The sequence below is a fragment of the Methylocaldum sp. RMAD-M genome (assembly GCF_017832375.1).
GTDB lineage: Bacteria > Pseudomonadota > Gammaproteobacteria > Methylococcales > Methylococcaceae > Methylocaldum.
The window spans coordinates 430937-453340 of record NZ_JAFIBZ010000001.1 but is presented as its reverse complement, the minus strand read 5'-3'; the positions used below and the strand labels follow the sequence as shown (position 1 = coordinate 453340).

Annotated in this window: 20 protein-coding genes; 6 read left to right on the top strand and 14 right to left on the bottom strand. The window is 54.7% G+C overall.

The features are described 5' to 3' along the window. Positions 1–145: 145 nt before the first annotated feature. The 3 genes from recN to bfr are packed head-to-tail and all read right to left on the bottom strand — an operon-like array spanning position 146 to position 3246. On the bottom strand, positions 146–1834 hold the full coding sequence (gene recN, locus JOD69_RS01960; RefSeq protein WP_077728359.1) for a DNA repair protein RecN: 1689 nt from the start codon (positions 1832–1834) through the stop codon (positions 146–148). 2 nt (positions 1835–1836) lie between these two features. Beyond that, a complete protein-coding gene (locus JOD69_RS01955; protein WP_077728360.1) occupies positions 1837–2721 on the bottom strand; it encodes an NAD(+) kinase in 885 nt (294 codons plus the stop codon). Positions 2722–2781: 60 nt separating this feature from the next. Next, positions 2782–3246 (bottom strand): bacterioferritin, encoded by a 465-nt coding sequence (gene bfr, locus JOD69_RS01950; protein ID WP_077728361.1) that lies wholly within the window; start codon positions 3244–3246, stop codon positions 2782–2784. Positions 3247–3420: 174 nt separating this feature from the next. Here bfr and hrcA point away from each other — a divergent pair, with 174 nt between their 5' ends. From hrcA to ggt, 6 genes are all read left to right on the top strand, one after another. Beyond that, positions 3421–4479 (top strand): heat-inducible transcriptional repressor HrcA, encoded by a 1059-nt coding sequence (gene hrcA / locus JOD69_RS01945; protein ID WP_077728362.1) that lies wholly within the window; start codon positions 3421–3423, stop codon positions 4477–4479. Between the two features lie 13 nt (positions 4480–4492). Next, positions 4493–5182: a nucleotide exchange factor GrpE gene (gene grpE, locus JOD69_RS01940; RefSeq protein WP_348529939.1), complete on the top strand. Its 690-nt coding sequence runs from the start codon at positions 4493–4495 to the stop codon at positions 5180–5182. Between the two features lie 76 nt (positions 5183–5258). Beyond that, positions 5259–7187 carry a molecular chaperone DnaK gene (gene dnaK, locus JOD69_RS01935; protein WP_077728364.1) on the top strand — a complete coding sequence of 643 codons (1929 nt, stop codon included), beginning with the start codon at positions 5259–5261 and terminating at the stop codon, positions 7185–7187. A gap of 223 nt (positions 7188–7410) precedes the next feature. Further along, a complete protein-coding gene (dnaJ, locus tag JOD69_RS01930; protein WP_077728365.1) occupies positions 7411–8553 on the top strand; it encodes a molecular chaperone DnaJ in 1143 nt (380 codons plus the stop codon). Positions 8554–8636: 83 nt separating this feature from the next. Continuing rightward, positions 8637–9443, top strand: coding sequence for a 4-hydroxy-tetrahydrodipicolinate reductase (gene dapB / locus JOD69_RS01925; protein ID WP_077728366.1), 807 nt, complete (start codon positions 8637–8639; stop codon positions 9441–9443). Between the two features lie 157 nt (positions 9444–9600). After that, on the top strand, positions 9601–11223 hold the full coding sequence (gene ggt / locus JOD69_RS01920) for a gamma-glutamyltransferase (RefSeq protein ID WP_240507105.1): 1623 nt from the start codon (positions 9601–9603) through the stop codon (positions 11221–11223). A 331-nt stretch (positions 11224–11554) separates the two neighbouring features. Here ggt and galU read toward each other — a convergent pair whose 3' ends face one another. From galU to JOD69_RS01865, 11 genes are all read right to left on the bottom strand, one after another. Next, positions 11555–12433, bottom strand: coding sequence for a UTP--glucose-1-phosphate uridylyltransferase GalU (gene galU / locus JOD69_RS01915; protein ID WP_077728368.1), 879 nt, complete (start codon positions 12431–12433; stop codon positions 11555–11557). Positions 12434–12461: 28 nt separating this feature from the next. After that, positions 12462–13055, bottom strand: a complete 594-nt coding sequence (gene cysC / locus JOD69_RS01910; protein ID WP_077728534.1) for an adenylyl-sulfate kinase — start codon at positions 13053–13055, stop codon at positions 12462–12464. A gap of 137 nt (positions 13056–13192) precedes the next feature. Continuing rightward, positions 13193–13498, bottom strand: coding sequence for a ComEA family DNA-binding protein (locus tag JOD69_RS01905; RefSeq protein ID WP_077728369.1), 306 nt, complete (start codon positions 13496–13498; stop codon positions 13193–13195). 490 nt (positions 13499–13988) lie between these two features. Next, positions 13989–14288, bottom strand: coding sequence for an integration host factor subunit beta (locus JOD69_RS01900; protein WP_276205321.1), 300 nt, complete (start codon positions 14286–14288; stop codon positions 13989–13991). Between the two features lie 43 nt (positions 14289–14331). Further along, on the bottom strand, positions 14332–16002 hold the full coding sequence (gene rpsA / locus JOD69_RS01895) for a 30S ribosomal protein S1 (protein ID WP_077728370.1): 1671 nt from the start codon (positions 16000–16002) through the stop codon (positions 14332–14334). A 109-nt stretch (positions 16003–16111) separates the two neighbouring features. Further along, on the bottom strand, positions 16112–16780 hold the full coding sequence (cmk, locus tag JOD69_RS01890) for a (d)CMP kinase (RefSeq protein WP_086135205.1): 669 nt from the start codon (positions 16778–16780) through the stop codon (positions 16112–16114). Then, positions 16777–18105, bottom strand: a complete 1329-nt coding sequence (gene aroA / locus JOD69_RS01885; RefSeq protein ID WP_086135204.1) for a 3-phosphoshikimate 1-carboxyvinyltransferase — start codon at positions 18103–18105, stop codon at positions 16777–16779. Before aroA ends, cmk begins: the two co-directional genes overlap by 4 nt. Before the next feature lie 7 nt (positions 18106–18112). After that, positions 18113–18982 carry a prephenate dehydrogenase/arogenate dehydrogenase family protein gene (locus JOD69_RS01880; RefSeq protein ID WP_086135203.1) on the bottom strand — a complete coding sequence of 290 codons (870 nt, stop codon included), beginning with the start codon at positions 18980–18982 and terminating at the stop codon, positions 18113–18115. Beyond that, on the bottom strand, positions 18979–20094 hold the full coding sequence (gene hisC, locus JOD69_RS01875) for a histidinol-phosphate transaminase (protein ID WP_086135202.1): 1116 nt from the start codon (positions 20092–20094) through the stop codon (positions 18979–18981). The genes JOD69_RS01880 and hisC overlap by 4 nt, the downstream gene beginning before the upstream one ends. Positions 20095–20124: 30 nt before the next feature. Then, positions 20125–21231, bottom strand: coding sequence for a prephenate dehydratase (gene pheA / locus JOD69_RS01870; RefSeq protein WP_077728375.1), 1107 nt, complete (start codon positions 21229–21231; stop codon positions 20125–20127). Positions 21232–21240: 9 nt separating this feature from the next. Further along, the gene (locus tag JOD69_RS01865) at positions 21241–22404 is read right to left on the bottom strand and encodes a phosphoglycerate dehydrogenase (RefSeq protein ID WP_086135201.1); all 1164 of its coding nucleotides are present in this window, start codon (positions 22402–22404) and stop codon (positions 21241–21243) included.

Genomic DNA, 22404 nt, shown 5'->3' with positions numbered 1-22404 from the left:
AAATAGCGTGCTAGTCAACTTGTCGGGCGGCTCTGCCGCCCGACAACTTCTTCGTTTGTCTTAGATCTACCGTATAATCCGAGGGCCTTTGTCGCACTGCAAATGGCTCGTACAGTTCACTTCTTAAACAATCTTCAGCGCTCAGTCACACCTCCAACTCGCTTTGCAAGTGGCTATTCAACATCTCCTCGGCATGCGCCAAGGTTTGCTGGGTGACACGGATTCCACCAAGCATACGCGCAATCTCCTGCTTCCTCTCTTCACGAGAAAGCTTTCGGACGGTCGATAGTGTTACCCCATCGGTGCTGACTTTTTCTACTAACAAGTGGTAATGACCTTGAGCCGCAACCTGAGGCAGGTGGGTCACGCAAAATACCTGCCGCCCCTGTCCCAGCGCGCGCAGTTTTTGACCGACGATTTCGGCCACCCGGCCGCCGATTCCCGTATCCACCTCATCGAATATCAAGCTCGGAACTGTCTTGGAGTCGGTAGCAGCCACCTGAATGGCTAGACTGATGCGTGACAATTCGCCGCCAGACGCGACTTTGGCCAAAGGACGCGGCGGCAATCCCGGGTTGGCGCTTACCAAGAACTCGGCCTGATCCAGGCCAAACGGGGTCGGTTCTTTCGCATTCTCGGCACCCACATCCACCAAAAACTGCCCCTGTGGCATGCCCAATTCCTGAATCATCTCCGAGATCCGTGACTGTAACCGGCTAGCGGCCGTACGACGGCGTTGGGACAACATATCGGCAACTTTCCCGTAATCCGTGAGGACCTGCCGAAGATCCGACTCCAACGCTTCGATTCTTTCCGATCCATGGGCGATACCGTTCAATTCCGAGCGTAGCGAATCAAGCAGTCCAGGCAATTCTTCCGGCCGGACCTGGTGTTTGCGGGCCAAACGATGGATATCGCCAAGGCGCTGTTCAAGCCAGTCCAGACGACCGGGGTCGGCCTCAATCCGCTCCAGTTGACGACGGAGCTGCAATGCCCCTTCTTTAACTTGCACTTGCGCTTCATTTAGGAGAGCGGTCGTTTCTTCCAGTTCGGGAGCCAGCCGGCTCAAATCCGATAGGGCATGGATAGCTTGCGCCAGGCGCGCGTTGACCGATTGACTTTCATCTTCATAGAGGAGTTCGAGCTGCGCCTGACCGGTGGTGAGAATTTTGCCAACATTGGCAAGGAGTGTATGCTCGTCAACTAGGGCCGGGTAATCGAGCCCAGAGATGTCGTGCTGCTCCAACTCGTCGATTTGGTAGCGCAACAACTCTTCGCGGGCGGCTTGATCCTTGGCTGTATTGGTAAGCTTTTCCAGCTCGCACCGAGTACTTCGCCAACGATCATAGAGATTGCCGATCTGGACCAACAACGATTCGTTCCCAGCGGCTTCATCCAGTAACCGGCGCTGCTCCGCTGCCTTCAGAAGATGTACATGAGCATGCTGGCCGTGTATCTCGACCAAGCTGGAACCCAACTCCTGCAAGGCTTGCAAGGTAACCGGGCGACCATTGACGAAAGCCTTCGAACGGCCGTCTTGACTGATAACCCGCCGCACCAGACACTCGCCGTCCTCCGATAATTCATTTTCGTCGAGCCAGCGACGCGCATCTGCAGCATCCTCCAAGCCGAACGAAAGACTGATCTCGGCGCGCGCAGCCCCGGGGCGGATGAACCCCGAATCGGCACGCTCGCCCAAAGCCAACCCCAAAGCAGTTAATAATATCGATTTCCCGGCGCCGGTCTCGCCGGTTAGCACGGTCAATCCGCGCTCAAACTCCAGATCGAGTGATCGGACGACGGCCAAATCTCTGATGCTGAGGTGGACAAGCATAGTCAGCTTCGATAACCGGAGCTCCAGTTGAGCTTCGCTCTGAGAATCTCAAAGAAATCATAGTCAAGCGGATGAAGAATGCGAAAAGTCTTAGGTTCTCTTCGAATCTCGATGCGATCCTCTATTTCGACATCAGGAAACGACACATTGTCGCAAACGACCTGAGCTTTGAATTGTTTGCTGGGACGGAAGGCAATTTCGATTACGCTGTCGTCATCCACCACGATCGGACGATTAGACAAGGTATGGGGATTGATCGGCGCTAATACGATAGCCTTAAGCGTGGGATAAAGAATCGGACCTCCAGCCGACAGGGCGTAAGCCGTAGAGCCCGTGGGAGTTGACGCGATAAGCCCATCAGAGCGTTGCGAATTCAGAAAAACGCCGTTGATCGATGCCTCAATCTCGATCATGCTGGCGGCATTCCCGCTATGCACGACTACTTCGTTAACCGCCGTCTGCTCGTATATCACATGACCGTTGCGAAAAATTTTCGCCCGCAACAGAAAGCGCTCATCGGCACTGTAGCGTCCGTCAAGAATTTCATCGAGCTTCGCTCCGGCGTCCGACGGAGAAATATCGACCAGGAACCCCAATCGCCCCAGATTGACCCCAATCAATGGAATCTCGAACTGCGCGAGAACACGCGCGGCGGATAAAAGTGTGCCATCGCCGCCAACCACAATTGCGAGATCGCAGCACTGGCCTATTTCGGCAACGGTACACGTTTCCGGCGAAGAATCGGCTACGAAATGAGCGCAGTCCCGTTGCACCAAAACACGCAGGCATCTCCCGGTAAGATGTCCGTAAAGCGAGGAAAGGGTTTCGGCTATGCGTGGCGCATCGGGCTTCCCGATTAGGGCTACGTTCCGGAAAATGGATGGCATATGTTTCTGAAGCCGCGAGCGTCCCGCGTCACTGTAAATGGGGCTGACCGGTACCGCAGCTTACATCTGAGACTGCAAATAGTTCTGCAGGCCGATTTTCCGAATCAACTCCGCCTGCGTTTCAAGCCAGTCGACCTGCTCTTCCTCATCTTCGAGTATCTCTTCCAGAAGATCTCGGGAGACATAATCTCCGGCCTTTTCACAAAACTCGACCGCTTCGCGCAGCAAAGATACGCTTTGAAGTTCCAACTGAAGGTCGCAGCCGAGCATTTCCTCCGGATTTTCTCCGATCTTCAAATGCCCCAAATCCTGCAAGTTTGGCAATCCTTCAAGAAACAAAATACGCTCGATCAACTTGTCGGCACGCTTCATCTTACCGATAGATTCATCATATTCGTGCTTGTCGAGCTCGCCCAACCCCCAGTTCCTGTACATTCTCGCATGAAGAAAATACTGGTTAATGCCGATCAGTTCGTTGCCCAGCACGCGATTAAGATAATCGATAACCGTCGAGTCGCCTTGCATAATTCTCTCCTTGGATATGGAAGCGTTCGCCATGTGGTGACCTAAGATTTACACCTAATTAGACGCCGCTTTGCTCGATATGGTATGAGCTTCTTGACACATTATCTAGGGGTTGCTAACTTTTTAGCACTCGATGGTCTCGAGTGCTAAAACCCCCACCATTCGAGGATACCGGTGCCTAAATATCCCCAATTGAGCGAGCGAGCCCAACACTTGCTTAAAGTGCTGGTGGAGCGTTATATCGGCGAAGGCCAGCCGGTTGGTTCGCGGGCTTTAGCGCGCGACACCGGCTTGAATTTAAGCCCGGCGACGATCCGCAACATCATGGCGGATCTCGAAGACATAGGGCTGATCACATCGCCACATACGTCAGCGGGACGCATGCCGACGGTAACCGGCTACCGTTTTTTTGTTGATACCTTGCTGACCATCAAACCTTTGCAGCAAGACATCATCCGACAGCTCCGCCAGGACCTGAATACTCAGGAAGATCCCGACGATTTGCTCGAAGCCGCCTCTCGCGTCCTCTCGGAAGTAACCCATATGGCGGGCCTCGTGATGTTGCCGCGCAGGGAGATAGTCACCTTCAGACACATCGAATTTATCCCGCTGTCCGGTCAACGCTTGCTGGTCATCCTGGTCACTAACGAACAGGAAGTCCACAACAAGATCATTCACTCACCCCGTCAGTTCACGCCTGCCGATTTGCAAGCGGCAGCAAATTTCCTCAATTCAACCTATGCAGGCAAGGATCTAACTGCGATCCGCGAGAGTCTATTTAACGACTTGCAGGAAATGCGGAATCGTTTAAGCCAGGAAATTATTGATGCGGCTGAAATCGCGGATTTGGCACTTAAGGATAAAGGAAAACGTCGGAACCCGTTTGTGCTAACCGGCGAAATCAATCTGATGGATTTTGCCGATTTGGCCAATATGGAGCGGCTCCGTTCCTTATTCGAAACGTTTCATCAGAAGGAAGACTTAGTCCATCTACTAGACCGTTGCCTAGAAACCCCCGGCGTCAAGATCTTTATAGGCGAGGAATCCGGCTATCGTGCGCTGGATCAGTGCAGCCTGGTAACCGCCTCTTACTCTCTCAATGGCGAGGCGGTAGGCGTACTCGGCGTTATCGGCCCCACCCGCATGGCGTATGAGCGGGTCATTCCTTTGGTTGACATTACCGCGAAATTGTTGGGGGCCGCCTTGAATCAAAAATCGCTGACCCCATCTTAATTCTTAACCCATATTGGTAGAAATCGTCGACCTGTGTGCGTGCATAGGCACACGGGCTCATTATTTTTCGTTGAGGAGCAGTTATATGAGCAAAGACCAGGCTTCGCCCGAATCGGCGCCAAAGGCGCCAGATCAAGCGGAACAAGCCGCTTCTGTCGACACGGCAATCACAACGGAAGAAGGTGTTGTCGAACCAACGCCGATCGAGCAACTTGCACAGCAATTGACCGAAGCAACTCGCCGAGCGGAGGAGAATTGGGACAAATTCGTACGCACCCAGGCCGAGTTGGAGAATTTGCGCCGACGCTCGGAAAAAGAACTCCAGAATGCCAATAAATATGCTCTGGAGAAATTTTCGAAGGAGCTATTGACCGTGGTCGATAGCCTCGAACTCGGGCTGCAAGCGGCCGTCGGAGAGACCTCGGATGTGGTGAAATTGCGCGAAGGCATGGAGCTCACGCTAAAGCAGCTGAATTCGGTACTGGAAAAATTCAGCGTCCGAGCAGTGGATCCCATAGGCGAAAAGTTCAATCCGGACTTACACCAGGCCATGGCGATGCAACCGACCACTGATATCGAGCCCAATACGGTGGTAAAAGTTTTCCAAAAAGGATATCTCCTCCATGATCGCCTGTTACGTCCGGCCATGGTGGTTATTGCCCAAGCCGCCGCAGAATCCACGCGCATCGACGAGCAAGCTTGAAATCAGCCTTGGCGCCCCCATATTAACGCTAAACCCACACCTAACCCACAAGCTATTGATTAATTTGGAGAATTAAATGGCGAAGATTATTGGCATCGATTTGGGCACCACCAATTCCTGTGTGGCCATTCTTGAAGGGGGCAAACCGCGCGTCATCGAAAATGCCGAAGGCGCTCGCACCACCCCCTCGGTCGTGGCCTTTACGGCCGATAACGAGGTACTGGTCGGGCAGTCCGCTAAGCGGCAGGCGATCACCAATCCCAAGAATACCTTATATGCCATAAAGCGGCTTATCGGACGCCGCTTCAAGGATTCTGTGGTTCAAAAAGACATACATCTTGTGCCGTACAAGATTGTCGAAGCCGATAACGGCGACGCGTGGGTCGAAGTCAACGGCAAAAAAATGGCCCCTCCGGAAATTTCGGCACGCGTATTGATGAAGCTGAAAAAGGACGCCGAAGCGTTTCTCGGCGAGGAGATCAAAGAGGCGGTCATCACCGTACCCGCGTACTTTAACGACTCCCAACGCCAAGCAACGAAAGACGCCGGCCGCATTGCTGGGCTCGATGTCAAGCGCATCATCAATGAGCCGACCGCCGCAGCCATGGCCTTCGGTCTGGACAGAAAGCACGGAGACATCAAAGTTGCGGTCTACGATCTCGGCGGCGGTACGTTCGATATTTCCATCATCGAAATTGCCGAAGTCGACGGTGAGCATCAGTTTGAAGTACTTTCCACCAACGGCGACACCCATCTTGGCGGCGAAGACTTCGACCTGCGCATCATCGATTACATCTGCGACGAGTTTAAAAAAGAGAACGGCATCGACCTGCACAATGATCCGTTGGCTCTGCAACGCCTGAAGGAAGCGGCGGAAAAGGCGAAGATCGAGCTGTCTTCGAGCCAGCAGACCGACATCAACCTGCCCTACGTCACGGCCGATGCGAGCGGGCCCAAGCATCTCAATATGAAGCTTACCCGTGCCAAGCTCGAATCCTTGGTCGAGGATCTGATCTTGAAGACAAAAGGCCCGTGCGAAACCGCGCTCAAGGATGCTGGCCTCAAGCCCAGCGAAATCAACGAGGTTATCCTCGTCGGTGGGCAGACGCGCATGCCGAAAGTTCAGGATTTCGTGAAGGACATCTTCGGCAAAGAGCCTCGCAAGGACGTCAATCCGGATGAAGCGGTGGCGCTCGGTGCGGCGATCCAAGGCGGCGTTCTAGGTGGACAGGTCAAAGACGTACTGCTGCTGGACGTCACTCCGTTGTCTCTAGGCATCGAGACCTTGGGCGGCGTCATGACCAAGCTGATCGAGAAGAACACCACCATCCCCACCAAAACCGGGCAGGTCTTCTCGACGGCCGAGGACAACCAAACCGCGGTTACGATTCACGTCCTGCAGGGCGAACGTGAAATGGCGAAAGACAACAAGTCTCTCGGCAAATTCGATCTGACCGACATCCCGCCGGCTCCGCGCGGCATACCGCAGGTCGAAGTGACTTTCGATATCGACGCCAACGGCATCCTGCACGTGTCGGCCAAGGACAAAGCTACTGGCAAGCAGCAATCGATCCGCATCACCGCCTCCAGCGGCCTGACCGAGGACGAGATCAAGCGTATGGTCAAGGATGCGGAACTGCATGCCGAAGAAGACAAGAAACTGCACGAACTGGTAACTGCGCGCAATAACGCAGACGCCATGATCCATGCAACGAACAAGACGCTGCACGAACTTGGCGATAAAGTGGAAAGCGACGAGCGCAGCAAAATCGAAGGTGCGATTAGTGAATTGAAGACCGCCATGAACGGTGACGATAAGGCGGAAATCGAGCGAAAGACTGAACATCTGACCGAGCTTTCGGGTAAACTGGCGGAACGCTTATACGCACAGAAAGGCGAGACAGCTGGTTCGCCCGGCGCTGAAACCGAACAACCGACGGAAGCCAAGGCAGGCGAAGATGTCGTCGATGCCGAATTCGAAGAAGTGAAAGAGGATCGGAAATAAGGCCTTATCGCTCGGTTTGGCACTGTGCCATGAATGCAGATGAGCGGAAGCAAACTGCTCTGCTCATCCGCCCTCCTCTCCTAAGTTTATGCGTAAAGCAGTCGAGCTTTCGGGTGAGGGAAGGTGGCGAGGAATTAACGCCTGAGTATTTCGGGCAAGTTTGATGCGTCCTGCGCATTGACTCCAACTTAGCCGCAGGCAAAGCCCTGCGGCTCTTTATGTTATGGCGAAAGAAGATTATTACGAACTTTTAGGCGTGGCGCGAAACGCGAGCGATAGCGACATCAAAAAGAGCTTTCGCCGCTTAGCGATGAAATATCATCCAGATCGCAACCGCGACAATCCGAAAGCGGAAGAGCAGTTCAAAAAGATCAAGGAAGCCTACGATGTGCTTTCCGATCCGAAGAAGCGTTCCGCTTATGATCAATTCGGCCATGCCGGAGTTGATCCATCCATGGGCGCAGCCGGTGGGTTCGGCTTTACCGGCGAAAGTTTCAGCGACATCTTCAGTGATGTCTTTGGTGATATCTTCGGTGGCGGTGCGACAGGCCGAAGACGGGGCAGTCGCGTGCAACGCGGTGCCGATCTTCGCTATAACCTGGAGATCACCCTCGAGGAAGCGGTCGCGGGCACCGAAGTCAAGATCCGCGTACCGACCTTCGTAACTTGTGACGAATGCAATGGCACCGGCGCCAAGAAGGGCACGGGACCCACGACCTGCTCTACTTGCCAGGGCCATGGCGCCATCCGCATGCAACAAGGCTTCTTCGCCGTGCAGCAAACCTGCCCGACCTGTCACGGTACGGGCCAGCAAATAAAGGATCCTTGTCGCGTCTGTCACGGGCAGGGACGTGTTCAGGAAACCAAAACGCTATCAGTCAAGATCCCGCCAGGTGTGGACACGGGGGATCGTATCCGTTTGGCCGGCGAAGGCGAAGCGGGAGAAAGCGGAGGACCACCGGGCGACTTGTACGTACAAATCTCCGTTAAAGAGCACCCGATTTTTACCCGGGATGGTGCCAATCTCTATTGTGAGGTTCCGATCAGCTTCCCGACCGCTTGTTTGGGCGGCGAACTGGAGGTTCCAACGCTCGATGGCAAAGTGGTACTTAAGATTCCCGCGGAAACCCAAACCGGCCGGCTGTTCCGGCTGCGCGGCAAAGGGGTAAAACCGGTGCGCGGCGGCCCGCAGGGCGATCTGTTGTGCCGAGTCCGTATCGAAACGCCGGTACATCTCAATAAGGACCAGATCGAGTTGATCAAGAAACTGGACGACTCCCTGAGCGGGGGCGGCAGTCATCACAGTCCACAAGCACATGGCTGGCTCGACGGAGTGAAACAGTTTTTCGACAAACTCGGGCTTTAATTGCCGGATTGCCGGATTGTCGAAACGCCGCAAGGCCACTGATCGACACGAAAATACCAAAGCCATATCTCAGGAAAACCATAATGATCAAAGTTGGAATCGTCGGAGCCGCTGGTCGCATGGGACAAGCCTTGATACGCGCCTGCCTCGACACCAACGGAATGCTCCTGACAGCCGCGGTGGAGAGAAAAGGCAGCCCCGAAACGGGGAGGGACGCCGGAGAGCTTGCCGGACTGTCGAAGCTCAACATCCCCGTGGTTGACGACCTGAGCCGCGTCGTCTCGGGCCTCGATGTCGTCGTCGACTTCACTCGCCCCGAGGCAACCATGGAACATCTCGCGGTGTGTCGGGAGCACGGTAAACGACTCGTTATCGGTACGACTGGCTTCACGCCTGAACAGAAAGCGGATATCGAACATATCGCACTTACGATACCGCTCGTACTAGCACCGAACATGAGCGTAGGGGTAAATCTTTGCCTCAAACTGTTGGAAATCGCTGCGAAGGTCATCGGCGAGCAAACCGATATCGAGATCATCGAGGCCCATCACAGGCATAAAGTGGATGCCCCCTCCGGGACGGCATTACGTATGGGCGAGGTCGTGGCCGCCGCACTCGGCCGAGATCTGCGCGAATGCGCCGTCTATGGACGGGAAGGCTACACCGGGGAACGCGATCCCAAAACGATAGGCTTTTCCGTGATTCGGGCTGGCGATATCGTGGGCGAACATACCGTGATGTTCGCCGACGAAGGCGAGCGCGTCGAAATTACCCATAACGCGACCAGCCGCATGACCTTTGCCAAGGGAGCCATGCGCGCCGCCATTTGGCTTATGGACAAAACGCCGGGCATTTACGACATGCAGGACGTACTGGGGCTCAAGGCCTAACGGCTTACCTTCGCCTTAACGTGACAATTAGGTAATGGACAGTCGATTCCGTCCGTACTCTCCATGGGTCAACCGCCAAGTCAACACGCTTAAACTTCTTAGCAGGTCGTTTCTTAAGCCGCGGCTAATCCGGCTCACTTTCTGCCTTATCTTTTTCTTGCCGGTAGCGACGGCTGCTCCGCCACAAGCTGCCATCGCCAGCGCGCACCCGCTCGCCACGGAAGCCGGTTTTGAAATTCTGGATAAGGGCGGTAATGCGTTCGATGCCGCGGTGGCCATCAGTGCAGCACTCGCAGTGGTCGAACCTGCGGGATCGGGGCTCGGCGGTGGCGGCTTTTGGCTTCTTCATCGAGCGTCCGACGGCAAAACGGTGATGCTGGACGGTCGAGAGCGGGCTCCCTTGGCGGCCCGGCCCGACATGTACCTCGATGACGAAGGAAAAGCCGTGCCCAACAAATCAGTCAACGGAGCTCTTTCTGCGGGCATTCCAGGCATGCCGGCTGCGCTCGTGCATCTTGCCCGGAATTACGGACGGCTCCCACTCTCTAGCGACTTAGCGCCGGCTATTCGCTATGCCGAAGACGGGTTTCCCATAAGTGAACGTCATTGTCGACTACTGTCATTTCGCGCCGACGTATTGCGCAGGTCGAAAGCAGCAGCCAACGTTTTTCTAGTCAATGGGAAAATGCCCGAGCCCGGTGCGCTTTTGAAGCAAAAGGAACTCGCGAATACGCTCAAGCAGCTCGGCGAATCCGGCAAGATCGGCTTTTATAACGGCGATACCGCGAAAAGATTAGTCGAAGGCGTCCGAAGTGCCGGCGGCATTTGGACCGTACAAGACTTGTCCGATTATCGTGTAGTCGAGCGGGAGCCCGTTCAAGGCTTCTACCGTGGAATACGCATAACCGCGCCACCACCGCCTTCCGCGGGCGGGATCGGCTTGATCGAAATCCTGAACATATTGTCCGGCTACGATCTGAAAGCCGTCGACAGCACTACCCGCAAGCATCTCATAGTCGAAGCCATGCGGCGCGCCTATCACGACCGCGAGCGATTCCTGGGTGATCCCGATTTCGTAATGATGCCGTTACGTCGGTTACTCAGCCCGAATTATGCCGCCGGTTTACGCGCGGCGATACACCCGAGCCGAGCACTCCCGAGTCTGTATTTAAGTCAGTTCAACGCCCCTGAGCCGGATGGCGAAAACACCACTCATTTTTCCGTTCTAGACAGGGAAGGCAATCGTGTCGCCGCCACTCTAAGCGTCAACTATCCTTTTGGCTCCGGATTTATGCCTCCTGGCACCGGCGTATTGCTGAACGACGAGATGGATGATTTTGCCGCTCATCCCGGCTCAAGCAACGTTTACGGATTGGTAGGCGGTGAGGCTAACACCATTGCACCCGGTAAACGGATGCTGTCCAGCATGACGCCGACGTTTGTTGAGGACCAGCATCGCATAGGCATGATCGGAACCCCCGGCGGAAGCCGTATCGTCTCCATGGTACTGCTAGCCGTTTTGGATTTCGCCGAAGGCCACACACCGGATTCTTGGGTGTCCATTCCTCGATTTCACCATCAATATCTACCGGATGTTATCCAATATGAACCCGGCGGCCTAACCGAGGAGGAGCAAGTGGAACTTAAGAAAAGGGGTCATGAGTTGAAACCCATCGATCGCCGCTACGGTGACATGCAATCGGTTCTCTGGGACAAGAGCATTAATCGCGTTTACGCCGCCAGCGATCCGCGAGGCGAAGGCTTGGCCAAACTGAAATAGAGTGTTTCGCTGTTTTCCGAGGACTTGCGTTAACTGGACCTATGCGTCGCTTTCTCCGACACTGCATTGACGCGCGTTCGCGCAGCGCTCTCTATATTTGAGTGGTCAATTGCGCGTACGAAGCATTGTTTAAGTCTTGGCGGTCGAGAGAGATCACTCGACCGCCACGCTCACCTCAAAGCTTAGCATCGGGCCGTACAACGCGCGACGTCTGAGTTCGTAAAAAATCGCGCGGACGATGCACTGATTTTAGATGTCCAACCTTACCTAGACCCTCCCCTATTTCCGCGTATGGGAACTCCATCCGCCCGGTGACACCCTTCAGGCGCCACTACGACAACTTGAGAGTGGTCAAATAGTCCTTGAAGCTATCACTCAGTTCTGGATGTTTCAGGCCCTGCTCTACCGTTGCGATCAAATATCCGAGCTTTGAACCGCAGTCATAACGTTTACCATGGAATTCATAAGCTAGAACCGGTTCCTCGTGCAGCAGCATCGCAATAGCATCGGTAAGTTGAATTTCGCCGCCGGCCCCTTTAGCCACGTTATCGAGTTTGTCAAAAATGGCAGGGGTTAAAATGTACCGACCAACTACCGCCAAATTCGAAGGTGCATTTTCTGGCTTCGGTTTCTCGACGATTTGCTCCAACTTTCCAATGTTGTCTTGAATCAGATTAGCTTTAACGATGCCGTAGCTTTGAGTTTCCGAAGGAGCGATCCTCTCAACTCCCAGTACCGAACACTGCCATTCGTCGAAGATTTTAACCATCTGCGACAGACAGCCGGTATGCCCATCGTCGATCATGTCGTCAGCCAGCAACACGGCGAAGGGTTCATCTCCAATCACAGCCCGAGCACAATTGACTGCGTGCCCCAAGCCCAAGGCTTCCGCTTGGCGAATGTAAACGCAAGTGACATGGGGCGGGACGATGTTTTGAACAATCCGCAAGATCTCCGACTTACCGCGGTTGGCCAGCTCGGTTTCAAGTTCGTAGGCCTTGTCGAAATGATCTGAAATTGCCCTTTTCGTCCGGCTAGTAATGAACACCATGACGTCGACCCCGGCCGCAACCGCTTCTTCCACGGCATATTGGATCAATGGCTTGTCTACAATAGGCAACATTTCTTTCGGGCTCGCCTTAGTGGCTGGAAGAAATCGCGTTCCTAGGCCGGCAACCGGAAAAACTGCTTTTCTTACAATCCTCTTCATTGTTTGCTTTGCTCTTTACTCAACCAAATTAAATCTTGTGTTTATCCTCGAGATATCGAAGCACTATCTGAGCACATGTATCCAAAGAGTCGACACCTGAATGTAAGGTAATTTCAGGATTTTCTGGCTCCTCGTACGGAGAAGAGATGCCTGTAAAATCAGGAATTTCGCCAAGTCGAGCCCTCTTATACAAACCTTTGACGTCACGATTTTCGCACACCTCTACCGATGCATCGCAGTAAACTTCGATGAAATCTCCCTCACCGACTAGTGATCTCACCATTTGTCGGTCCCGTCGAAACGGGGATATAAAAGCCGTCAGAGCAATAACGCCTGCATCGATGAACAGCTTACTCATCTCGCCGATGCGGCGGATATTTTCCCGTCTGTCTTCTATACTGAACGCTAAATCAGAGCAAAGTCCATGCCGTACGTTATCGCCATCGAACACGTAGGTACGACATCCCCGTTCGAACAGCAGCTCTTCGACACGATGAGCCAAGGTCGATTTACCGGCCCCGGAAAGGCCGGTAAACCATAAAATAAAGCTTTTGTGCCCATTAAGCCGCTCTCGCTTTTCTCGTGTTACGGACGCGTTGTGCCATACGATGTTTGAACTCATAGAAATCACTTTCACTCGTTTTAATTCCCTCGAGTATTTTAGCCTTGAGTTCGATGGCGCTCACCAAGGATGGAAATTTATTTTTCAAAAAAAAGGCTCCACGAAGGAGCCTTTCGGAATCGATAGTCGATTTTTGATTATTTGGCCTTGGCAGATGCCGCTGCCGAATTTGGTGCTTCAGCGCCGACAGTAATCTTGTCGCGGTTCTTTTCGATTGTCGCGGTGCCAATTCCTTTGACACGCGCCAAATCATCCGCCGACTTAAATTTGCCGTTTTTTTCACGATCCTGAATAATCGCTTCCGCTTTTGCCTTGCCTACACCGTTTAAACTTTGGGCAAGCTGGTCGGCCGTAGCGGAATTAATATCTACTGGTTCAGCTGATACGCACCACGCACAGCTAAAAAGCATTAATGCAAATATAACTTTCCTAAGCTTCAACATGACGGCTCCTGTAGGTTGCAAATATGTTGCAAGCTTAAAGCTAGCAGTCGATGCCGCATATGCAATTGAAATTACTGTAGGAATTTTCGGATTTTTGCGTAAGCTTTTGCCGACAAGTCATTTAGGCAGTGCTTTACAGATGAGAGACCGATGAAAGCAGCGCTTGGGTTCTGTTACTGCCGAAGCGGACAGTATTGGAGGCGTTCTCATAGACACCTTCAAGGCAGTTGATAGGCGTGGTTGCTGACACTCCAGCGCATTCCACTGCACTTTCCAAGATTGACTTGTCGCCGGACCCAGACGATCCCAGTGCAGCAATGCACGTCGGAGCACGTCACGGCTGGATGGCAATTTTTGTGAGGAAGGACTTACACCGGCTGGTGTGCTAAACAGAATATGCTAGGACAGAGACAGAGGGACGGAGACGCAATACGATGCCTTTAATGGACCAAATCTATATCGCCTAATTTGTGGCGGCCTCAGGGGCAACTCAACTCCGCGCTTGATTGACTCGATCTCGCAGTTCTTTGCCAGGCTTAAAATGAGGTACAAACTTGGAAGCCAACTCGACTGAGTCGCCTGTTTTTGGATTCCGCCCCATCCTCGGTGGACGATAATGCAGCGAGAAACTCCCGAACCCTCTAATTTCGATGCGCTCGCCCGATGAAAGGGCATGGGTCATATGTTCGATCATTCCTTTTACCGCCAACTCGACATCCTTAAACGCCAAGTGGCCGTACTTCTCTGCTAAGAGATTGATCAATTCTGACTTTGTCACTGTCATTTCCATAAATAGCGGGGGGCAGTGTGTCCGCCCCCCTTGCTTGACCTGACTATTTATTTTCCATCTGTTCCTTGAAGATATCTCCCAAAGTAGGCATACCGGAGGAAGATTGCTGTGAGTACCCCTTGATTGCAGCAGCTTCCTCTTCTTGATCCTTCGCCTTAATCGAGAGAGTAATGGATTTGTTTTTCTTGTCGACCCCGATGAACTTCGCTTCGACTTCGTCGCCTACCTTCAACTGGGTACGAGCGTCTTCTACTCGATCGCGAGAAATTTCGGACGCGCGGAGATAGCCTTCAACACTGTCAGCCAGGGTGATAACTGCCCCCTTAGCGTCGACTTCCTTGACAACCCCGTTGACAATGCTGCCTTTCTCGTGGGTCGCCAAGTAATTCTGGAAGGGATCCTGCTCCAACTGCTTTATGCCGAGCGAGATTCGTTCCCGCTCAGGATCGATGGCCAGGATGATGGTCTCCACTTCATCGCCTTTCTTGTACTGGCGAATCGCTTCTTCGCCCGGAATGGACCAAGAAATGTCCGACAGATGCACCAGACCGTCGATAGCACCTTCCAGTCCGATGAAAATACCGAAATCGGTAATCGACTTGATGCTGCCCTTAATCTTGTCGCCCTTCTTGTGGCTCGCAGCAAATTCTTCCCAAGGATTGGGCTTGCACTGCTTCATGCCGAGAGAAATGCGACGACGCTCCTCGTCGATGTCGAGTACCATGACCTCGACTTCCTCACCCAACTGGATAACCTTGGCCGGGTTGACGTTCTTGTTGGTCCAATCCATCTCGGATACGTGAACGAGGCCTTCGACGCCCTCTTCCAACTCGACGAAACAGCCGTAATCCGTAAGGTTGCTGACCTTTCCGAAAAGGCGCGTGCCCGGCGGATAACGACGTGCGATATTCAGCCACGGATCCTCTCCCAGCTGCTTCAAGCCAAGCGAGACGCGATTCTTTTCCTGATCAAATTTAAGTACCTTGACCTGGATTTCTTGGCCGATCTGAACGGCTTCCGAGGGATGCCGCACTCTCTTCCAAGCCATATCGGTAATGTGGAGCAGGCCGTCGATGCCGCCGAGATCGATAAAGGCGCCATAATCGGTCAGGTTCTTCACCACGCCCGTGACGATCGCACCTTCTTTCAGGTTCTCGAGCAACGCTTCCTTCTCGGCGCTGAACTCGGATTCCACTACGGCGCGGCGGGAAAGCACAACATTATTGCGCTTTTGGTCGATCTTGATGACCTTGAATTCGAGGTCGCGCCCTTCCAAGTAGGATGTGTCGCGGACCGGACGCACATCGACCAGAGATCCGGGCAAAAAGGCGCGCAACGCACCGACGGCCACCGTGAAGCCTCCGCGTACCTTGCCCGTAATTCTACCGACCACGGTCTCATTCTTCTCGTACGCCTGTTCGAGCTCTTGCCATGCCTTCAACCGCTTTGCCTTGTCGCGGGACAACAGCGTAGCCCCTAAACCGTCTTCCAGCATGTCGAGCGCCACTTCGACCGTGTCGCCGATCTGTACTTCGATTTGTCCGTCGGAATTCAAGAACTGCCATTTGGGTATGACGCCTTCCGACTTCAATCCCGCATTGACTACGACCACATCGGGGCCGATATCGATTACGGTGCCCGTGATGATGCTGCCTGGGCGCATTTCCGCCTGAGCCAGACTCTCTTCAAACAATTGTGCAAAGCTATCGCTCATAAAACGAACTTGGTTCTAACAGCCAAGTTTCCCTAGCCGTTTGGGTTAATTGGTTAAACAAATTGCCGAGCAAACGCCGGCAACGCCTCAAAAATTACCGATTACGATCTTACCTACCGCCTATAATATCGAGACATCGGGCGATAACTTGATCAATCGTGAGATCGGACGAATCAATCAGAACAGCGCCATCCGGTACAATCAGCGGCGCCTCAGCACGTTCCTTGTCGCGCCGGTCCCGTTCTTCAATCTCTTTCGTTAAGCGTTCAAGGTTAACATCAGCCCCCTTCTCTTTCAACTGCTTATGCCGCCTTTTTGCGCGCACTTCCGCGCTGGCAGTTAAAAATATCTTATACGGGGCGTCGGGAAAAACGACTGTGCCCATGTCGCGGCCGTCTGCGACCAAGCCGGGTTCTCGCTGAAAATCGCGCTGCTTCTGCAAGAGTGCCTGTCGTACCGGCCCATAAGCGGCGATCTTCGAAGCCGTGTTGCCGCAGTCTTCCGTCTGGATTTGACAGGTAATCTCCTGGCCGTTCAGAAGGATGCGCGGCGGATCGTTCGCCTCGAATTGAAGATCCATCGACCGCGCGACACTGACAACGGCGTCGACATTGTGGGGGTCGATCGCAGCCTGGGTAACGGCGAAGGCCAATGAACGGTAGATGGCCCCGCTGTCCAAGAAATGCCAGCCCAGCGTCTTGGCCAACGCACGGCTCACCGTCCCCTTACCGGCACCGCTCGGCCCATCGATGGTGATCACCGGTACCTTCGTTGTCATAGGATCTCGCCGAAAATGGCAGTGATGTTTAGGCCCATATCGCGCGCCAACTCCACGAAGCTCGGAAAGGATGTATTGACGTTCGCGCAGTCGTCGATTTCGATCAGGCCGGCGGCCCGCAGCGCGGCAACAGAAAATGCCATGGCAATACGATGATCGCCGTGGGAATTTACTTTCCCCCCGGACAGTTTTCCGCCCCGTACAATCATCCCATCCGGCGTCGGCTGGGCGTCGATGCCCAAGGCTTGCAAACCGTCAGCCATTACTTGGATACGATCGCTTTCCTTGACCCGTAGTTCCTCGGCGCCGGTCAATCGAGTTTCCCCCTCGGCGCAAGCCGCGGCGACAAACAGAACCGGAAACTCGTCGATCGCCAAAGGCACCAATTCTTGCGGAATCTCGATCCCGCGCAGGCGACTTGAACGGATGCGGATATCCGCAACCGGCTCACCGCCCATCTCGCGGACATCGACGACCTGAATATCCGCCCCCATCAGACGCAGAATGTCCAAAACCCCGGTACGAGTCGGATTCACGCCCACATGCCGGAGGGTGACATCGGCATCTTCGCCGATTGCTGCGCCGACCATGAAAAATGCCGCCGATGATATGTCGCCAGGCACATCGATGTCGCAGGCAACAAGTCTCCCGTCCGGCTGTACGCATACGGTATCGCCTTCACGAACCACCGGATAGGAAAATCCGGCCAACATGCGCTCGGTATGATCGCGCGTAGGAGCCGGCTCGCGCACACACGTTCTACCGGCGGCGTAAAGCCCGGCCAAGAGAAGACAGGACTTGACCTGGGCACTGGCCACCGGCATATCGTAGTGAATCCCCCTCAGCTTGATGCTGCCTCTAATCTTGAGCGGAGCGGTTCCCGCCTCGGTAGTTTCCACCACTGCGCCCATCGTACGTAGCGGCTCGGTTACTCGCTTCATGGGGCGGCGGGAAAGAGAAACGTCGCCGGTCAAAACCGAGTCAAAATGCTGCCCCGCCAACAGACCGCAAAGGAGACGCATCGACGTGCCCGAATTCCCCAGGTACAACGGTTCTTTGGGCGCACGCAACCCATGCAGCCCCACACCTCGAATGCACACCTGCCCGTCTTGCGGGCCCTCGATGTCGACGCCCATCGCCCGAAACGCATTCATAGTGGCGAGGCAATCTTCCGCTTCCAAAAAGCCGGTGACGCGGGTCGTGCCTTCGGCCAGCGCACCCAACATGATGGATCGATGGGAGATGGATTTATCGCCGGGCACCCGGGCCTCTCCGCGAAGCGTGCCACCCGGCTGCACCCGAAAGCTGATCGTGTTGTTCTGCATGGACCTGTTATTTTTCAAGTTGATCTAAGAATCGTTGTCGCGCACTGCGGGCTTCGGAGAATAAAGAATAGAGTTCGTCCTCGGCCCCTCTCGAAATCAGACCAGCGGCCACACTAAGCTCTTCGCGGAACTGATGGATCAAGGATACGATTTGCCGCCGGTTCGCGAGGCAGATATCCAGCCACATTTTCGGATCGCTGGACGCGATACGGGTAAAGTCCCGAAATCCGCCAGCGGCATACTGAAAAATTTCCTGCTGCTCGTCTTTCTTACCTAGCATGTAAGTCAGCGTAAAGGCCAACACGTGAGGCAAATGGCTGGTCGCGGCCAACACTTCGTCGTGATGGGCTGGCTCCATTTCCGAAACCTTGGCTCCTATCGCTCGCCAAAAACGCTCAACCCGCTTGATGGCCAGCGGCGACGTGTTGTTTAGAGGCGTCAGGATAACTCGCTTGCCCTGATACAAATCGGCGGTCGAGGCATCCACACCGCTCCGTTCGGCTCCCGCGATCGGGTGGCCTGGCACAAAATTGTCGGGAATTTCACCAAAAACTCTTTCGGCGGATTCGATGACATTACACTTCGTGCTGCCCGCGTCCGTAACGACCGCTCGGGTGGACCATACCGGCTTCAACGCGCTAAAAATGGCATCAAAGGTCCCGACCGGGGTCGCGATCATCACCAAATCGGCACTTGCAGCGCCTTGCGATGTATCGGAATATCCGACGTCGATGACACCGCATTCCAATGCGTTTCGCAAGTTATCGGTATCGGCATCGACGCCCACGATTTCATGGCAGAGCCCTTTGGCGCGCGCGGCACGCGCCACCGATCCGCCGATCAGCCCCACGCCGATGATGCATAGACGCTCGATCATAAGGCCAAGACACGGTCCAGTGCGGCCAGGAAAATCCGGTTTTCTTCCTCGGTACCGACGGTGACCCGCAAATGATTGGGAAGCCCGTAATTGGCAACCGGCCGAACGATGACGCCCTGCCGTAACAGCGCCTCGTAAACCGGGGCTGCCGGTCTTCCCATGTCGACCATAATGAAGTTGCCGACCGAAGGAATGAAGCTTAAGTCGCGCTCGGTGAAGGCTTCGCTTAGTCGACGCAAGCCCTCTCGATTCAAGCTAACCGAACGGGTCAGATGATCGTTGTCGTCGAGTGCAGCCTTGGCGGCTTCCAAGGCCAGAGAATTGACGTTGAACGGTTGCCGCACGCGATTCAAAAGATCGGCAATCGCTGGGCTCGACACCGCATACCCGACCCGCAGCCCCGCCAGTCCATAGGCTTTGGAAAAAGTCCGGATCACGATCAAATTGGGAAAATCGGACAGCCACTCTATGCAATCGGGATAGTCGGGAGCTTCAACATATTCGAAATACGCCTCGTCCACAACGGCGATGACATGCTCGGGAAGGTCGCCGAGAAAACCGCACAACTCCGATTTCGTCAAATAGGTCCCGGTCGGATTATTGGGATTGGCAATGAATACGACCCGCGTCGATTCATCAACTGCCTGGGCCATGGCTTGCAAGTCATGGCCATAACGCGGCCCGTGAGAGCCATCATGGGCCGGTGCAACGACCGCCTGTGCGCCGACGGCTTGCGTCACGATGGAATAAACCGCAAAGGCATATTCGGAATAGATCGCTTTCGACTGCGGGGACAGGAAAGCGCGGGCCACCAACTCCAGTGCGTCGTTGGAACCGTTACCCAAGGTAATCTGTTCGGGTCGGACATCGAGTTTGCGCGATAATGCGGCCTTGAGCTCGAAACCGCTGCCGTCCGGGTATAGGTGGATTTCGGATGATGCACGGCGTGCTGCTTCGAGCGCCTTCGGGCTAGGCCCTAGAGGGTTCTCGTTCGATGCCAATTTGACGATATTGCGTAGCCCTAACTCCCGTTCCAGTTCACTGATGGGTTTGCCGGGCAGGTAAGGCGTGAGCGCCCGAACTCCGGGAACGGCTAAATGTTCTGCTTTCATAAAGATGAATCGAATACTAGGATCGAACGATCAAGACGAGGCCCGAGGATAAGAACCGAGAATTTTCAACATCGTGACGCTTTTCTCAACTTCCTTTAATGCCTCCGCCAATCGAGGTTCATTCCGGTGTCCTTCCACATCGACGAAGAAGACATAGTCCCACGTACCCCGGCGAGACGGTCGGGATTCGATTTTGGTCATGCTGATGCTGTGCCTCGCAAAAGGCTCGAGGACAGCATAAAGAGCGCCGGGATTGTTCCGGGTCGAGAGGAGTAACGACGTCTTATCGTTTCCGGTGGCTCCGACCGGATTCCGCCCGATCACCAAGAACCGCGTGGTATTGTCCGGCTCGTCTTCGATGTTGCGCTCCAGAACATTGAGTCCATACAGCTCGGCCGCCACTTCCCCCGCTATGGCCGCGGTATTCGGCATGACAGCGGCAAGTCGTGCCGCCTCGGCATTGCTGCTGACGGCGGTCTTCCGAACGTTCGGAAGATAACGATCCAGCCATTCGCGGCATTGAGCGAGAGATTGTTGATGGGAGAAAACTTCACGTATTTCTTCGGAGCTACTCAACTTGCTCATCAGGTTGTGGTGAATACGCAGCCCCACCTCGCCGGCGATGAGCAAAAAGGATCGCAAAAAGCTATCCAGGGTGTGGGTGATCACCCCTTCGGTAGAATTTTCGACGGGCACCACGCCGTACTGGCAGGCGCCGCTTTCGACAGCCCGGAAAATTTCGTCGATAGCCGGCAAGGGCACCGCCTGAATGGCATGGCCGAAGTGTTTGTAAGCGGCCTGCTGCGTAAACGTGCCCTGAGGACCGAGAAAAGCAACGGTCAACGGTTTTTCCAAGGCCAGGCATTCCGACATGAGCTCGCGGAAAAAACGGGTGACTGCTTCCTGGCTCAAAGGACCGCTATTGTTTTCGGCGATGCGCCGCAGCACTTCCGCTTCCCGCTCGGGGCGGTGAAAACAATCGACCTCGCCCGCCGCCGTCTTGATTTCGGCAACTTGCTGGGCGCAGCGCGCACGCTGGTTCAACAGCTCCAAGATCCGATCGTCGATCGCATCGATCTCCTTGCGGAGGTGAAGCAACGCAGTATCGACAGTCGATGTATTGTTCGAATTCTCCATGACAACTCGTTATATGACGCGGGCGGAAAGCACTCCCTTGATGGCCCGGATATGTTCCAGCGTTTCGGCGGGCACCTCGGTATTGAGGTCGATGAGCGTATAAGCAAGTTCACCTCTCGACTTGTTCAACAAATCGAGAATATTGAGGTTGGCGTCGGCCAGCGCACCGGAAATCTGCCCTACCATCTTGGGCACGTTCTCATTCGCTATTCCGAGGCGGACGCCCTCGGTCCGCGGCATGACCACGTCCGGAAAATTCACCGAGTGTCGGATGTTACCGTTTTCCAGAAAATCCCGCACTCTATCGGCCACCATTACCGCACAGTTTTCCTCGGCTTCGGCGGTGGAGGCACCGAGATGCGGAAGTACGACTGCGTGGGGATGGTCCAGCATGGCGCGCGAAGGAAAGTCGCATACATAAGCGGCGAGATGGCCTGCGTTCAAAGCGCCGTACACGCTGGCGTCGTCCACGATGCCGGCGCGAGAAAAATTGAGCAAGACCGCCCCTTTCTTCATGATGCCGATTCGTGCCGCATTGACGAGGTGGCGCGTCTGATCGTTCAGCGGCACGTGCAAGGTCAGGAGGTCGACCTTCGCAATCAAATCGTCGATGCTCGCGGCCCGCGCAACCGACGAAGACAGCTGCCAGGCGCTTTCGACGGTAAGCAGCGGATCGTAACCGATCACATGCATGCCCAAACCCGTCGCCGCATTGGCCACTCTTACGCCAATAGCGCCCAGTCCCAAAACCCCCAAGGTCTTGCCCGCCAGCTCGAAACCGGCGAATTGTTTCTTAGTTTTTTCGACGCGGTGATGAATCGTCTCGTCGTCGCCCTCCAACTGGCGGGCAAAGTCCCAAGCCGTACAAATGTTGCGGGCCGCCAATAGCATCCCCGCAATGACCAACTCTTTCACGGCATTGGCGTTGGCGCCCGGTGCATTGAACACCGGAATGCCGCACTTCGAATACTCCGCGACGGGAATGTTGTTCACCCCGGCGCCGGCACGTCCCACCGCCTTCACCGATTCCGGGATGGGCACGCCGTGGAGGTTATGGGAGCGCAGCAGTATCGCGTCGGGATGCTGAATTTCCGACGCAATCTCGTAACGGTCGCGGGGCAGTCGCTCTAATCCGGCCACCGAGATGTTGTCGTAGGTGAGAATCTTGAACAT